General features: G+C 37.9%; 18 protein-coding genes and 1 tRNA gene. 5 read left to right on the top strand and 14 right to left on the bottom strand.

Annotation, left to right across the window (positions count from 1 at the left end; translation table 11 throughout):
- Positions 1 to 17 precede the first annotated feature (17 nt).
- The 4 genes from rlmD to EDX97_RS11260 form a co-directional block, all read right to left on the bottom strand.
- On the bottom strand, positions 18 to 1,106 hold the full coding sequence (gene rlmD, locus EDX97_RS11275; RefSeq protein ID WP_245978064.1) for a 23S rRNA (uracil(1939)-C(5))-methyltransferase RlmD: 1,089 nt from the start codon (positions 1,104 to 1,106) through the stop codon (positions 18 to 20).
- Between the two features lie 63 nt (positions 1,107 to 1,169).
- Entirely contained in the window at positions 1,170 to 3,092 is a 1,923-nt protein-coding gene (gene htpG / locus EDX97_RS11270; protein WP_128521256.1) for a molecular chaperone HtpG, read from the bottom strand.
- 108 nt (positions 3,093 to 3,200) lie between these two features.
- A complete protein-coding gene (locus tag EDX97_RS11265) occupies positions 3,201 to 3,650 on the bottom strand; it encodes a MarR family winged helix-turn-helix transcriptional regulator (RefSeq protein WP_128521255.1) in 450 nt (149 codons plus the stop codon).
- 115 nt (positions 3,651 to 3,765) lie between these two features.
- Positions 3,766 to 4,356 carry a GNAT family N-acetyltransferase gene (locus tag EDX97_RS11260; RefSeq protein ID WP_128521254.1) on the bottom strand — a complete coding sequence of 197 codons (591 nt, stop codon included), beginning with the start codon at positions 4,354 to 4,356 and terminating at the stop codon, positions 3,766 to 3,768.
- A gap of 47 nt (positions 4,357 to 4,403) precedes the next feature.
- On the opposite strand from EDX97_RS11260, the gene deoC reads away from it, so the two are divergent.
- The 4 genes from deoC to EDX97_RS11240 are packed head-to-tail and all read left to right on the top strand — an operon-like array spanning position 4,404 to position 7,294.
- Positions 4,404 to 5,087 (top strand): deoxyribose-phosphate aldolase, encoded by a 684-nt coding sequence (gene deoC / locus EDX97_RS11255; protein WP_128521253.1) that lies wholly within the window; start codon positions 4,404 to 4,406, stop codon positions 5,085 to 5,087.
- Positions 5,084 to 6,004 carry a type I phosphomannose isomerase catalytic subunit gene (locus EDX97_RS11250; RefSeq protein ID WP_128521252.1) on the top strand — a complete coding sequence of 307 codons (921 nt, stop codon included), beginning with the start codon at positions 5,084 to 5,086 and terminating at the stop codon, positions 6,002 to 6,004. The genes deoC and EDX97_RS11250 overlap by 4 nt, the downstream gene beginning before the upstream one ends.
- 4 nt (positions 6,005 to 6,008) lie before the next feature.
- On the top strand, positions 6,009 to 6,881 hold the full coding sequence (locus EDX97_RS11245; RefSeq protein WP_128521251.1) for an SDR family oxidoreductase: 873 nt from the start codon (positions 6,009 to 6,011) through the stop codon (positions 6,879 to 6,881).
- Positions 6,878 to 7,294, top strand: a complete 417-nt coding sequence (locus EDX97_RS11240; RefSeq protein WP_128521250.1) for a C-GCAxxG-C-C family (seleno)protein — start codon at positions 6,878 to 6,880, stop codon at positions 7,292 to 7,294. The genes EDX97_RS11245 and EDX97_RS11240 overlap by 4 nt, the downstream gene beginning before the upstream one ends.
- A gap of 5 nt (positions 7,295 to 7,299) precedes the next feature.
- Here EDX97_RS11240 and EDX97_RS11235 read toward each other — a convergent pair whose 3' ends face one another.
- The 10 genes from EDX97_RS11235 to EDX97_RS11195 form a co-directional block, all read right to left on the bottom strand.
- Positions 7,300 to 9,201 carry a DUF2812 domain-containing protein gene (locus EDX97_RS11235; RefSeq protein ID WP_128521249.1) on the bottom strand — a complete coding sequence of 634 codons (1,902 nt, stop codon included), beginning with the start codon at positions 9,199 to 9,201 and terminating at the stop codon, positions 7,300 to 7,302.
- A gap of 46 nt (positions 9,202 to 9,247) precedes the next feature.
- Positions 9,248 to 10,453 carry an aminopeptidase gene (locus tag EDX97_RS11230; RefSeq protein WP_128521248.1) on the bottom strand — a complete coding sequence of 402 codons (1,206 nt, stop codon included), beginning with the start codon at positions 10,451 to 10,453 and terminating at the stop codon, positions 9,248 to 9,250.
- A 43-nt stretch (positions 10,454 to 10,496) separates the two neighbouring features.
- Complete coding sequence (locus EDX97_RS11775) at positions 10,497 to 10,634, bottom strand: hypothetical protein (RefSeq protein ID WP_173447038.1); 138 nt, start codon at positions 10,632 to 10,634, stop codon at positions 10,497 to 10,499.
- A gap of 17 nt (positions 10,635 to 10,651) precedes the next feature.
- Positions 10,652 to 12,769, bottom strand: coding sequence for a ferrous iron transport protein B (gene feoB, locus EDX97_RS11225; protein WP_128521247.1), 2,118 nt, complete (start codon positions 12,767 to 12,769; stop codon positions 10,652 to 10,654).
- A 14-nt stretch (positions 12,770 to 12,783) separates the two neighbouring features.
- Complete coding sequence (locus EDX97_RS11220; protein ID WP_128521246.1) at positions 12,784 to 13,002, bottom strand: FeoA family protein; 219 nt, start codon at positions 13,000 to 13,002, stop codon at positions 12,784 to 12,786.
- A 12-nt stretch (positions 13,003 to 13,014) separates the two neighbouring features.
- On the bottom strand, positions 13,015 to 13,224 hold the full coding sequence (locus tag EDX97_RS11215; protein ID WP_128521245.1) for a FeoA family protein: 210 nt from the start codon (positions 13,222 to 13,224) through the stop codon (positions 13,015 to 13,017).
- A 154-nt stretch (positions 13,225 to 13,378) separates the two neighbouring features.
- Positions 13,379 to 13,735 carry a 50S ribosomal protein L20 gene (rplT, locus tag EDX97_RS11210; RefSeq protein WP_128521244.1) on the bottom strand — a complete coding sequence of 119 codons (357 nt, stop codon included), beginning with the start codon at positions 13,733 to 13,735 and terminating at the stop codon, positions 13,379 to 13,381.
- A 24-nt stretch (positions 13,736 to 13,759) separates the two neighbouring features.
- Positions 13,760 to 13,954, bottom strand: a complete 195-nt coding sequence (rpmI, locus tag EDX97_RS11205) for a 50S ribosomal protein L35 (RefSeq protein WP_128521243.1) — start codon at positions 13,952 to 13,954, stop codon at positions 13,760 to 13,762.
- Between the two features lie 13 nt (positions 13,955 to 13,967).
- Positions 13,968 to 14,522: a translation initiation factor IF-3 gene (gene infC, locus EDX97_RS11200; RefSeq protein WP_128521242.1), complete on the bottom strand. Its 555-nt coding sequence runs from the start codon at positions 14,520 to 14,522 to the stop codon at positions 13,968 to 13,970.
- A 205-nt stretch (positions 14,523 to 14,727) separates the two neighbouring features.
- Positions 14,728 to 14,803, bottom strand: a tRNA-Lys gene (locus EDX97_RS11195).
- A gap of 166 nt (positions 14,804 to 14,969) precedes the next feature.
- Between EDX97_RS11195 and EDX97_RS11190 the strand changes: the two genes are divergently transcribed.
- On the top strand, positions 14,970 to 15,126 hold a 157-nt coding region (locus tag EDX97_RS11190), incomplete at its 3' end, for a helix-turn-helix domain-containing protein (protein WP_128521241.1).

Genomic DNA, 15,126 nt, shown 5'->3' with positions numbered 1-15,126 from the left:
CGGCACTTTTTCGCTGCTTATGGGGTGATTCGTGACATCAATACTACCGTCTCCACATGTTCGGTTCTTGGAAACATATCAACAAGATCTAATCGATCTGTGACATATCCAGCTCGTCTAAATTGTTTCAAATCTCGTACTAATGTTCTTGGATCACAAGAAATATATAAGATCTTCTTTGGTGCTAAAGAAGTAGAGGCATAAATAAATTGCTGTGTCGTACCTGCTCTTGGTGGATCCAATACAATCACATCATACGGATGATGATAGCGTTTGGCTTCCATCATAAATGCGGTAGCATCCATATCCACAAATTGCATATTTTTGATATGGTTTTGTCTTGCATTGATCTTAGCATAATGAATAGCCTCTTTATTGATTTCGACTCCCATCACGCTTTTACAAGCATCCGCTAAGGATAAACCAATTGTACCCAAGCCACAATACGTATCCAATATTGTTTCTTTTCCTGTTAATTGTAATTTTTCTTTGGCTAATCCATACAAAACTTCACATTGTTGGGAATGAATTTGATAAAAAGCTGTGGCTGGAATCGTAATTCGTTTTCCACATAAGATATCATCAATCGTTCCTTTTCCATATAAAACCATGGGCTTATTTTCCATGACTACACTTGTTTTCCGTCCATTGACCTCTTGCAGAATCGTTTTAATTTCTGGATGTTTATTTCTGAGTGCATGGACCATATTCTTTCGAGAAGGAAACATATTGGTTCCGGTCACAAAAACGACCATCACTTCATTGGTGGCATGCCCCCAACGAATCAAAACATGCCGCAATACACCGGTTCCTGTTTGTTCATTGTATAAATAGATTTTCATGGATTGGACCAATTCGGTAATGGTATCAATGATATCATTAATGATCTTTGGTTGTAACGATTTGCCACCATCTTTGATCACACGATGACTATGAGGTGCATATTGACCTGCATACACCCGACCTTTATGTTTCGCAAAGGCTACAATCACTTTATTGCGATAATGTTTATCTAAGGCTGCCGAATGGATGGGGCCTACTTTAATAGGCAAATGATTTTTATTGATCAATTCTTCGACCATAGCTTGTTTTTGTTCTAGATTCATAGTATTCTCCATTTCTATATAACTCTAACAAAAAAACAGTCGATTTGCATCGACTGTCTTCATTTATTGATTCGAATCTACCAACAATTCACAAATCTTACGACTATAAGCAATTGGATCATCAATTGGGAATCCTTCAATCAACGAGGCTTGATCAAATAAAACATCAGCAACTTCTTTGACCTTATCTTTATCCGTTTCATATAAATGTTTTAACGTGGTAAAGATGGGATGGTTTGGATTTAATTCCAAAATACGTTCGGCCTTCATGCCGCCCATTGGGCCACTGCCCTCTGGAGCATTCGCAAACACTTTTTCCATTTCAAAAGAAACACCTTCACCGGCACTCAAACAAACCGGATCTTCACTCAATTTATTGGATACTTTGACGTCTACTACTTTATCTTTCAGACTTTCTTTCATGAAATCCAACAATTCTTGATTGTCTTTTGTCGTTTGTTCCAATTCCTTCTTTTCATCTTCCGAATCCAGATCCAGATCACCTTGACTCGCATTCTTAAATGTTTTTTCACGGAAGTTCTGTAACGTCTGCATGACGAATTCATCAACATCATCCAACAAATAAATGACTTCATATCCCTTCTTTTTCAATGTCTGTACAATTGGCATTTTATCAATCAAAGTCATATCCGAACCAGAAACATAATAAATCGATTTCTGATCTTCCTTCATGCGATCAACGTATTCATTCAAAGTTGCTAATTTTTGCTCATGACTGGTATAGAACATCAATAAGTTTTCAAGCTTATCTTTGTCCATGCCCCAATTGTTGTACACACCAAACTTAATATTCAAACCAAAGTTATTCCAGAACTTTTCATATTCCTCACGTTCTTTGGTCATCATTGTATTCAATTCCGATAAAACTTTTTTCTCAATTCGTTTGGCAATCAATTTCAATTGATTATCATGTTGCAACATTTCACGAGAAATATTCAAAGAAAGATCTTGACTGTCAACCAATCCTTTCACAAAGCGTAAATAATCTGGTAATAATTCTTCCGCATGATCCATGATGAATACGCCACGACTATACAGTTGTAAACCTTTTTTATAATCTTGTTGATAGAAGCCCATCGGTACACGACCTGGTATATACAACAAAGCTGTAAAGCTGACATTTCCCTCTACACTAAAATGAATGACCCGTTGTGGATCTTGGAAATCTTGGAAATGATCCTTATAAAATTGATCATATTCCTCCCTTTTGATCTGCGATTTTTGACGCTTCCACAAAGGAATCATCGAATTCAATGTTTTATCTTCTACAACCGTTTCATATTCCGGCTTTTCTTGATCTTTCGTTTCCTCTTTGACCTTTTGTGTCTCCACTTCCATCTTGATTGGATAACGAATATAATCCGAATACTTCTTGACTAGATTTTCCAATGTATATGTTTCCAAATATTGAGAATAATCTTCATCATCGGTATCTTCTTTTAAAGCTAAAATGATGGTTGTGCCTCGTTCTTCCTTATCACTTTCGGTAATGTAGTATCCATCATCTCCTTGGCTGACCCATTTATAAGCGGTATCTGCTCCATCCTTTTTCGAAACGACCGTTACCGATTTTGCAACCATAAAGGCCGAATAAAAACCAACACCAAATTGACCAATGATATCTACATCGGCATCGGTATTGTCTTCTTTCTTTTCCATCTGTTCTTTAAAAGCCAAAGAACCCGATTTTGCGATCGTACCCAAGTTTTCTTCCAATTCATCGGCATCCATACCAATTCCATTATCGGAAATGGTCAATGTACGATTTTCTTTATCTGGATCTAAGCGAATCTCAAATTTTGACGCATCCACATGACCCGCATGTTTAAAATAATATTTATCGATCGCATCACTCGCATTGGAAATCAACTCACGTAAAAAGATTTCTTTATGTGTGTAAATCGAATTGATCATCAAATCCAAAAGACGTTTTGATTCTGATTTAAACTGTTTTTTTCTTGGCATACTCACCACTCCTTTTTAGCACTCCTTGCATCTACCTGCTAATCATACAACGTATTATTAGCACTGTCAAGGAATGAGTGATAAAAAAAGGAGTGGAATATCCACTCTTTACTCGTCAATAGGTATTTGTTGATTGATCCTTGAAAGAACACGCACAAAGGCAGATAGATCTTCAGGCGAACAATCGCAAATGGCTTTTCGAATCAAATCTTCTTCCAATGGAAAATGCTTCTTCACAAGTTCATGAGCTTCATCGGTCAAACTGATATATACATTACGACGATCCGTGTCGGAATGTACCCGTTTTACCCAATTTCGTTTTTCATAATTCGCAATCAATTGACTCACAGCGGATGGACTAATTTCCAAATAAGTAGCCAATTTTGATGGTTGTACTTGATGCATCGGATTTTCTGCATAGATATAATGAAAGATCATATAATCTCGTAACGTCATATGTTTCATTCGTCTTAAACTTTGAAAAAAATATGTATCTTGCAACTCAAAATATAATTTGATCGTTTCAAAAGCTTTCCGCTCTACTTCCGTATTTTCCATTTGTTTTTCCTCATACTTTCCAAATTAAAACACCCCCAATGCATTGGTTTCCCAAATAAGAAGATCATTTTCTTTCCTATTCTATTCACTGAATCAAACAATAAAATTCATTATACTAGAATGAGGATGCACTCTTTTCACGCAAGATTTGTGTGGCCAATGTCCAATTTGCTTCCGATTGTTTCTTAGTACACCCTTCATAAGCACCCAAATACGCAGTAAATCCCAAATGAGAATACATTGCGATTGCACCATAACTATTGGTTTGCGTAGCTAGATATAATGGATATTTTCCTGGTGTCGCATCATATTTCATGACCAATTTAGAAACCATGCTCGACCCAATTTTATGATGTTGATGAGCTTGTGATACAGCCACATAATGAATCCGCAAACGTTCCATACCATAATGATGTCCTGGCCATAAGCCAGCACTACCAACCAAATGACCATTTTGATCACAAACAAAAAGGAAATTTTCCTTAAACATTGGTTTTGAAGCCATTTCATGAATCGTTTGTTTCGCTTTATCTAATGTATCAAAGACACCCAAATCATATTGCAGTTGGGCCCATGCAGTTTCAAAGGCAGGTTGATATGCCACATATTGATAGGCAGGATCCAATGGCACTTCATGTGTGCAGACTTTTCGTCCAATGATCATCAATAAAGGTCGATATTCTACATTTTGATCGACAATTGTCATTTTTATCACCAAATTTAGTATATCATGGAATTAGGAGGATTTTTATTATGAAACTCACAAAACAATCACTCGCAAAATATTTTGATCACACCTTTTTAAAAGCCTATGCCACCGAAGATGACCTTCGCAAATTATGTAATGAAGCCAAAGAAATGAATACAGCCATGGTCGCCATCAATCCCGAATGGGTCACCTTCTGTAAACAAGAACTAGCTGGTACCGATGTTCATGTCGGTGCTGCCATTAGTTTTCCACTTGGTCAAACCAGTCGAAAATCAAAACTAAATGAATGCCAAAATGCGATTGATGATGGCGCTGATGAAATTGATTATGTTATCAATATTGGCCGTGCCAAAATGCATGATTGGACATATATCCAAGAAGAAATGGAAGAGATGGTCCACCTTTGTCGAAAGCATGATGTGCTCATCAAAGTCATTTTTGAAAATTGTTATTTAGAAAAAGCAGAAATCAAAAAACTCGCTGAAATCGCAACGATCGTAAAACCAGACTATATCAAAACATCGACTGGATTTGGTACAGGTGGTGCAACTGTAGAAGATGTCGCTCTCATGGCAAAAACTGTTAAGGGTAGTACTGTCAAAGTAAAAGCTGCCGGTGGCATTCGTTCCTGGGAAACTTGTAAAGCGATGATTGAAGCAGGTGCATCTAGAATTGGCACCTCTTCAGCTGTACAAATCCTAAAAGAATTTGAGGAAGCCGAACAATGAAGCCCCTGCTTTGTAAAGGCTATCCCACCCGATCCATCTGGGCTAATGATTTGCTTGCCAAAAAGCGTGGCTATGACATTCCCATCGGCACCTTTTGGGATGTATCCATTCATGATCATGTACCATCTACCATTCAAAACCTAGAAAATCAACCGTATTTAAAAGATTTGATCAAAGCCAATCCCAAAGACCTTTTAGGACCTGGATTGAATACGACCGATTTTATTCAATGTGTCTACTTAGATGCCAAAGACAATCTCAGTATTCAAGTTCATCCTGATGATGCTTATGCGCAAACCCATGCACATGACAATGGAAAATTTGAAACCTGGTACATTCTGGATGCGAAACCTGGAGCTACACTGGTTGGTGGTACCACGACAACCGATGCGAACATCATTAAAAAGGAATTACTTTCTGGTGAAATCAAACCGTATTTAAAACAATGGCCTGTACATACAGGAGATTACTTCATCATTCCCAATGGCACGTTACATGCTTTGGGCAGTGGTATTTTGGCATTAGAAATTGGTACAAACAGTGACACGACCTATCGTTTCTATGATTATGATCGAGTAGATACACAAGGAAAGAAACGCCCACTACAAATCGAAGATAGTTTTAACGTTGCTCATTTTGAAAATACCATTGGCTTTATTCCTGTACACGACACATCTTGTCGATTGTGTGAAGATCCTTTTATCGTTGATGATATCTATGTGACAAACAATCAAAAGATCATGTGTGGACCTGCCTTCTGTATCATTACGAATGTAACGGATTCTGATATACTATACACATGGAAGGAAGACACCCAAACATTACCAGCCTATGACAGTTTATTTGTGCCTTATAGTGCCGAAGAACTGACTTTACATACTGGTCATGTATTGGTAAGTCGTCCAAAGAAAGGATGATACAATGAAAAAAACCATTTTAGTCACTGGTGCCAATGGCTATTTGGCATCTTTGATATTCAAAACCAATCAAGACAAATTCAATTGGATCCGCATGACACGAAAAGACGCTGATTTATCGGACCCAGATGCTGTTGCTACCTTTTTAAAAAGCCAATCTTTTGATATTTGTTTCCATACAGCTGCGAATGCCACAACGGCTTGGTGTAATGAACACCCCGAATTGGCTCATACGATCAATGTCGAATCTACGCAAAAAATCATTGATGCATGTAAAGAAAAAGATGCTTTATTGATTTTTTCGAGTTCGGAACAATGTTTTAACGGCAAAGAAGAACATGGGCCTTTCAAAGAAGAAGAACCCACCAAAGCCGTGACCATTTATGGACAAAATAAAAACGAATGTGAAGATCTCATTCATGCACAATGGTCCAAATCCATCATTTTGCGATATTCTTGGCAAATGGGATTGTCCAGTGATGGTATCAAAGCCAGTCCATCCATTATTAAAAATGTCATGCATGCCTTGTTGACGCAAACGCCAACAAAATTTACTTGTAACGAAAAACGCTGCATGACCTATGCGAAACATTTAGCCGATCAATTTGAGCAAATTACCCAACTAGAACCAGATACCTATCATGTGGCTGCACAAAATACAATGACAACCTATGAAGCAGCTGTATATGTCGCCCAACAACTAGGAGCTACACCAGAAGCCATTGAAACATATATTTTGCCAAATACCCAACGGTACAGTGATCGTTTCCGTGATTATCGATTGGATGCATCAAAATTAGAATCCCATGGCATTCATTTTGGTACGTTTGAAGAGAATGTAAAAGAAGTCTTGACGGACTTCGGGTGGTTAGTATGACATTATCAGAAGTTATTGAAAAATATTATGTCAATCAAAACTATAATTGTGCCGAAACCCTGTTGCATGCAGCCAATGAATACTATGATTTACAAATTTCAGAAGCCGATATGAAAATGATGGCTGGTTTTGGTGGCGGTATGTTTGTTGGTAGTACATGTGGTGCCATGGTCGGATGCATTGCTGCTCTATCCAAGATGGTCATTCACAACAAAGCCCATGAAGAATTGGATACCATTCGTCCTTTGATTCAAGCCTATCAAAGAAATTTCAAACAAATCTTAGGAGCTACGCAATGTGTGGAATTGAAACCAAAATACAATACCACTGCGAAACGTTGTTTGCCTACTTGTTTAATGGCAGGTCAAGCATTAGAAAAAACATTAGAAGAAATAAAAAAAGAAGAGGAGTAAATTTTCTACTCCTCTTCAACTTTTTCCCATTCGGAATCTAATTGTTCATCCGATTCTTGTTTATCTTCATCGATGGCATCTTCTCTTTTACGCAAACGTAAACGAGCATTCAACAAATTGGCTTGTTTCGTAGCTCCACGAAGCATGCGTGAATAGGTAATAAATGCGATCAAAGCAACGATAAAGAGAACTACACAACAGGCGATACCAAATAAGAAACCTTGTGCCATGACTTGTAGAACGCCTGTGACAACGCAACATGCCATACAGATAAAGATAAAGAACAATGTAGAACGAACCGAATTTCGATACTTTCGGAAGAATTCATATTTTTCTTGTTCATTATCAATGGTCTTGCGATATTCACCTGGTTGTTCTTCATTTCGTAATACAAACCAACCAGCCGCTTTCTTATCTTTGGATGGCGATACCGATAATAATTTCCAACCATCGCGTTTCCATTGTGATTTCATTTGTGCCGATGGCTCGTTTTCATAGTAATTCAAAAGATAGTAATAATCTTTTGGATCCCCTTTAACGAACACAAATCGTTTTCCATCGCGACGAACATAATGATATCCACGCTGCGATTGCCGTTCTAAATAATCTTCTTCTTTGACATATTCAGATAATAAGAAACGTTTCTTTTCTTCGTAGAGATCTCCTTCTGGAATGGCTTCTGGCTCCAAGTCTTCTTCTTCGTATACTTCCTCATCGTCCAAATCTACTACTTCAATGTCTTCATCTTCTGGTTCCACTGATATAGCCGCTTGACTTGGATCAATCTCTTCCGGCATTTTTCTTTCTTCTGTATCTTCGCTAGTTTTTTCGGATGGTTCCGGTTGATTTTCTTCTTCATCCATATCCATGACCGGAATATCCATTTCATCTTCCACTTCGTCTTTCGTTGCATCATCTGTATCCTCAACATCGACTACATCAATATCATCATCTTCATCTAAGTCCATGACTTTTCCATTGGATGTATCAATATCTACATTTTTCGATTTGGATGCATCCACAACTTGAAGGACTTCATCCAAAGAAATTTCTAATTTTTCCTTTTGTGGTTTCTTTGGTTTTTCTTCTTCGACTTTTACTAATTTTATATCATCATGATCTGGTGTGGCTTCCGATTTCTGAATCAACGATTCAATTTCTTTTTCATCCACATTGACTGGTTTTTCTTCTTCCTCTTCGGTTTTATCAACCACAGCCAATTCTTCGATCAATTCATCTTCAGAAGCTTCTTCTATTTCTTGTGGTTGTGCCACTTCTTCTGGTTTTTCAGAAACTTCTTCACTTTCTGGATGTGCTTCTTCGATTTGTGTTGTTGGTTCTGGTTCTTCTACCGGTGCCGGTTCAGCTTCTTCCTGAACAGGTGCTGCCTCTGGTTCAACAACAGGTACTGGTTCTACTTCTTTTACTGGCTCTGCCTGATCAACAGGTGTAGATTCTAATTCCTCATCCCGTTTTTCTTTCGGCTTCCAAACCTTGACTTTTTCATCCGCTACATCTTTTTCATGTGCCAACGATTCCTTCATCTGTTGGACCTGACGCGCTCTGACTTCTTCTGCTGGATTCATAGGTGCTTGATGACGTCTTGGCTTTTCTCTTGGTGCCAAAGTCACATCTTCAATTTCCATAGAAGTATTTTCAAAAGCTTGTGAATGCACTTGTACTCGCGTCGTTTTGTTGCGATTTGCTCGTTTTCCAAGATGGAATGCACTCTTTCGTTCCGGCTTTTTCTCTGTTTTTTTATCATCTACATTAAACACACTTTGGGCATCAAAATGCTTCAATTCTGGTTCATTATAATGAATGCCCGCCGCATGATCCGCTTCTTGAATTCGCTTTAATTCTTCGAGGGCACTTTTTTTATTTTTTTGTTTTGATTCTTCGGCCATACTACGTCACCTTCTTGACTTTATTATTTTACTAATTAATACCTAGTTAGTCAAACCATGGAAAGTTTCCCTTCTGAAAGATGGAAATTTTTTTTCCTTTCCGCGTTGTTGCATCAATTTGTAGATCTTTTGTTCCTACCATAAAATCCACATGAATACTGGATTGATTCAATCCATGATGGGCTAATTCTTCCTTTGTCATGGATAATCCATTTTCAATACATTCCGGATACGATTGTCCAAGGGCAAAATGACAAGAAGCATTTTCATCAATTAAGGTTTCATAGAACGTTTGATGTAGATTCGAAATCGGTGAATCATATGGTACCAAAGCGATTTCACCAATATAAGTTGATCCTTCATCCGTTGCTAAAATTTCAGATAAAACTGATTTTCCTTCTTTCGCATCAAAATCAATCACTTTACCATCTTTAAATTGAAACCAAAAATCTTTGATCAATGTGCCTTGATAGGATAACGGCATTGAAGCAACCAACTTTCCTTGGATTCCCTTTTTCAATGGTGCTGCAAAGATCTCTTCAGTTGGTAAATTAGCAAAATAAGAAGTACCATCCACAAGGGTACTGCTACCACCACTAAATTGATACTGTTCAGGCAATTCTACCAAAAGATTCGTTCCCAATGCATTTGAATAATGTAACGTATGAATATCCAATTGATTGATCCAAGAAACTCGTTTTTCAAATTGTTCTTTTCGTTTTTCCCATGTCACAACAGGATCCTGGTTATCGATATAACATACTTGAAAAATATCCTGCCATAAACGATGTGTATCTTCATGGCCATAAATCTGTTTTGACCAGGCTTTGGTCGCAACTGCTGCGATACACCATTGACAATGCATAAAATCCAATTGATCCCGATAAAAAGCCGTCGCTTTTCGAAAGGCTTTTCGATAGTTTGTGATCTTTTTTGGATCCACATCCTTCATTAAATTGGAATCATCACCAACCAAAAATAAGTAACATGCCTCTTCTTGGGCTGTCTGATTATAAAAATCCACTACATGGGAAGGAACCTTATCAATATCTTTGGCATATAAATATCGATCATGTGAAAGAATCTCATCACTATAACGAACGATCACATCACGAGCGCCTGTCAAATAAGCTTCTTTAGATAGTAATTGAACAAAGGGATAGACTTCCACCGGGGCTTGGATCACAACGACTTGGTTTGGTTTTACATGTAAACCGACTTGAATTAAACATTTTGCGTAGTTTTCTAACATACTTCTATCTTACATGAAAAAAGCGCGCTTAGGCACGCTTTCTTTATTTTTTGCAATTTGGACAAGAACCCGAAGTGCTGGAATCGTGGGTATCACAACATCCAGGTCCGGTGTTTTTTACATGACGAATTGCTAAGTAAACGAGAATACCAAGAATAGCTGCAACAATAATCGTTGACATTTAATATTCCTCCTTAACTACGCGTTTTCAACAGCGGTATTTTCTTTTGGTTTTGGTTCAGGACGAACAACTAAGTAAATGCAAATAGCTAATAAAACAAGAGCTACACCTGTCCAGAATCCAAATTGTCCACCAAAGAATAACCAGTTACCCAATTGATAACCAATTAAAGCAACAACCCATCCTAAGACAAGTTGGAAACAAATACAATACCAACCCCAGGCTTTTGATCCCATTTCACGCATCATTGTACTCATAGCAGCGATGCATGGAGGATTGAACAAGTTCAACAACATGTAACTGAAAGCACCCATAGCAGTAAACAAACCAGCTACTTTTGCTTGGCCTCCAGCCAATACGACGATCGTACTTGCTGCCAATTCTTTCGCAGATAAAGCAACCAAGACAGATACGCCACCTTCCCAGTTACCAAATCCAAGAGGCGCAAAGATTGGTGAAATAAACTGGCCAATGCTACGCAAGATGGAACGCGACAAATCCATTGATTCTGGATCCAAGTATTGTAGAGACCAACTATACGACATCAAGAACCAAACGATAACGGATACCGCAAAGATAATCGTTCCGGCTTTAACAATAAAGTGTTTACCACGATCTACGACACGCAACAAAACTGTTTTTGGTTGTGGCCAGTGATAAGCAGGCAATTCCATAACGAATGGAGCTGTATCACCCGCAAATCGTGCGGTTTTCTTCAAAGCAATACCTGAACAAATAATGATGGCCCAAGATAAGAACAACATACCAACGGCAATGTATGGATTACCACGGAAGAAGACACTACTTACCATACCAATGATTTCAGTCTTTGCGGAACAAGGAATAAATGTACACAACATAATGGTCATACGACGATCTTTTTCATTTTCAATCGTACGAGTAGCCATGATAGCTGGAACACCACATCCGGAACCAATCAACATAGGAATGAAACTTTTACCGGATAAACCGAAACGACGGAAGATACGGTCCATAACGAAGGCAATACGTGACATATATCCACAATCTTCCAAAATAGCTAGGAAGAAGAAGATCAATAAGATTTGTGGTACGAATCCCAATACAGTTCCAACACCACCGATAATACCATCAACAATCAAGTGTTGTAGCCAAGCAGCTACACCAATCGAAGTTAAAAAGTTAGTTACTGCATTTGGTACAATATCACCAAACAAAACATCGTTTGTCCAGTCTGTCATCCATGTACCTAATGTAGTAACAGAAATGTAATAAACAAACCACATGATGATGGCAAAGATAGGCAAAGCTAAGATACGATTGGTTACGATCTTATCAATCTTATCGGAAACGCTCAATTCCCCTTTTTGACGTTTTTTCTTTACACAAGTTTGAATAACCTTGGCAATATAATCATATCGTTGACCCGTAATGATACTTTCTGCATCATCGTCCATCTCTTTTTCACAATCAACAATGTGTCCTTCTACATGATCCAAAACAGAAGAATCCAAGTGCATTTCTTGAATCGCTCTTTCATCACGTTCGAAGACTTTGACGGCTGCCCAACGAAGACCTGCATGACCAACCGTTGGTTCAATCGATTCTTCAATATGCGCAATTGCATGTTCTACCGATCCGGTAAATACATGAGGATTTTTGATGGAAGGACGCATTTTCGCAAGTTGTATCGCTGCTTCAGCGACTTCCATCGATCCTTCACTATGTAAAGCTGACAAAGGCATTACTTTACATCCCAGTTCTTTTTCCAATGCTTTTATATCGATTACATCGCCATTTTTCTTGACCAAATCAATCATATTAATGGCTAAAACCATAGGAATATCCAATTCCAATAATTGTGTGGTTAGATATAAGTTACGCTCAATATTTGTTCCATCCACAATATTGATCAATGCATCGGGTCGTTCATTCACAAGATATTGTCGAGCAACAACTTCTTCCATACTATATGGTGATAATGAATAAATACCAGGTAAATCTTGAATGGTCACATCTTCATGATCACGAAGTCTACCTTCCTTTTTTTCAACCGTTACACCAGGCCAGTTACCTACATACTGACTGCTTCCCGTTAAATCATTAAACAGGGTTGTCTTCCCACTATTTGGGTTACCTGCTAAAGCTATCTTCATAATCTATTCCCTTCCTATTCTACTTCGATCCATTCGGCTTCGGATTTACGAATTGATAATTCATATCCACGAATGGTTAACTCAATTGGATCACCAAGTGGAGCCACTTTACGTACATAAATTTCTACACCTTTAACGATACCCATATCCATGATGCGACGCTTCGTTGCTCCTTTTCCGGTGATCTTTTTGACTGTTACAGTAGATCCTACTGGTACTTTATTTAATGTCATATATCTCCCTTCCTAGACCATCACTCGACGTGCAAGTGATTCATCTATGGCAACACGAACATTTTTTACTTCGACAATCAAATTTCCATCAATACTTTGTACGACTTGTACCTCGGCTCCTTCAACAAATCCTAAAGTAGCTAGATGCTTACGAATTTGATCATTTCCCGTAACACGCTTGACTACATATACCGTATTCATATCGGCAAGTGATAATGGCATACTCCACCTCCATAGATGTTCTCTATTTCTAACATAGTTTGTGTATTATAACTTTAATAGTTAGTCAAACCCTTTTTAGACACAACTAATTTCATTACTTGTTTCTAATCTCATTCATAAAAAAAACACTCACAAACTTGTGAGTGTCAATTCCTTAGTTTAAAGCAGCTTTTGCTTCTTCACAAATCTTTGTGAAGCTTTCTGCATCATGGATAGCCATTTCGCTTAACATCTTACGATTGATTTCGATATTGGCTAATTTCAAACCATGCATTAAACGAGAATAAGATAAACCATTCATACGAGCAGCTGCATTGATACGAGCAATCCAGATCTTACGCATGTTTCCTTTTAACTTACGACGATCGTTAAATGCATATTTGAAAGAATGCATTACTTGTTCATTTGCTGTTTTGTATAATGTATGCTTTGAACCAAAATATCCTTTGGCAAGTTTCAATACGCGCTTTCTACGAGCACGAGTAACAGTTCCACCTTTAACTCTAGCCATTCTATTGTCCTCCTCTATTTAAAATTACTTTTGTAACATATTTTTAATACGTTTGTAGTCAGTAGCATGTACCGTTGTAGGTTTTGCTAAATGACGTCTTTGTTTCTTTGTTTTACCGTGGAAACGGTGAGATGTATAGGCATGTGATCTCTTTAATTTTCCTGAACCTGTCTTCTTTACTCGTTTGGCAAGTCCTCTATGAGTTTTCATCTTAGGCATAATTTGCTCCTCCTTACTTCTGCGTCTTCTTAGGCGATAAAGTGACTGACATTGTATTTCCTTCCAACTTAGGACGCTTTTCTACGTTGGTAATATCCGAACACGCCTCCATGAATTTATCCATGGTATTACGTCCAGTTTCCTGACGCGTAATCATTCTTCCGCGGAATCGCATATCAATCTTTACTTTCATCCCCGCTTCAAGCCATTTTCTCGCATGACGTAACTTCGTTTGAAAATCATGCTCTTCCACGACTGGTGATAAACGCAATGATTTAATTTCCACAACATGTTGTTTACGTTTTGCTTCTTTTTCCTTTTTCTGTTGCTCAAAATGATATCGACCATAGTCCAATATCTTGCAAACAGGCGGCTTAGCTTTTGGCGCCACACATAACAAATCTAAATTTTGACTCGTTGCAATACTTTGTGCTTTTCTTTTAGACATGACGCCCAATTGTTCACCATCAGCACCAATGACACGAACTTCTTTGAATGGAATCTTGTCATTAAATAAATCATGATTCACATTATTTGGGGCTACTTTACGATTACGGATATCCGACACCTACCTTCTATTTCATAAAAAAATGGGTACGATAAACGTACCCATTCTAACTTAAGCAATTTCTTGAATTGGCTTAAACCCATGTATCCAAATACATCAGGTGAGAAGAGGTACCTTCTATCTTTCCATTTCTTACTTGAAGATAATACCACAAGAACCAACCCCATGTAAAGAAAAAAAGCTCGAAATTCGAGCTTATTCGCAATGGTGGATCCTTGGGGATTCGAACCCCAGACCCACTGATTAAGAGTCAGTTGCTCTGCCAGCTGAGCTAAGGATCCATGTGATTGCTTAGGTATATTAACATGATTTCTCGCTTCATGCAAATTTTTTTTCGTTTTGATAAATTATCATAATAAGTGCAACAGCCTATAAGAATAAAAAAAGTCCATGGACCCAAGTGATAAGATGTGAGTGACAAAACAAACATTTATCAAGGAGAATCCCATGAACTACAACCATCTTAGCATAAATGAGAGAACAGTCATATCTTTACTTGCTTCTTCTGACGTATCGATTCGTGAAATAGCGAAGCAACTTGGAAGAAGTCCGAGTACGATTTCCAGAGAATTGAAACGAAACCAAACAAATGAACGAGATTCCC

Source organism: Absicoccus porci (assembly GCF_003725415.1).
Taxonomy (GTDB): Bacteria; Bacillota_I; Bacilli_A; order Erysipelotrichales; family Erysipelotrichaceae; genus Absicoccus; species Absicoccus porci.
The sequence above is the reverse complement of the archived record's forward strand: the minus strand, read 5'-3'. Positions and strand labels throughout refer to the sequence as shown.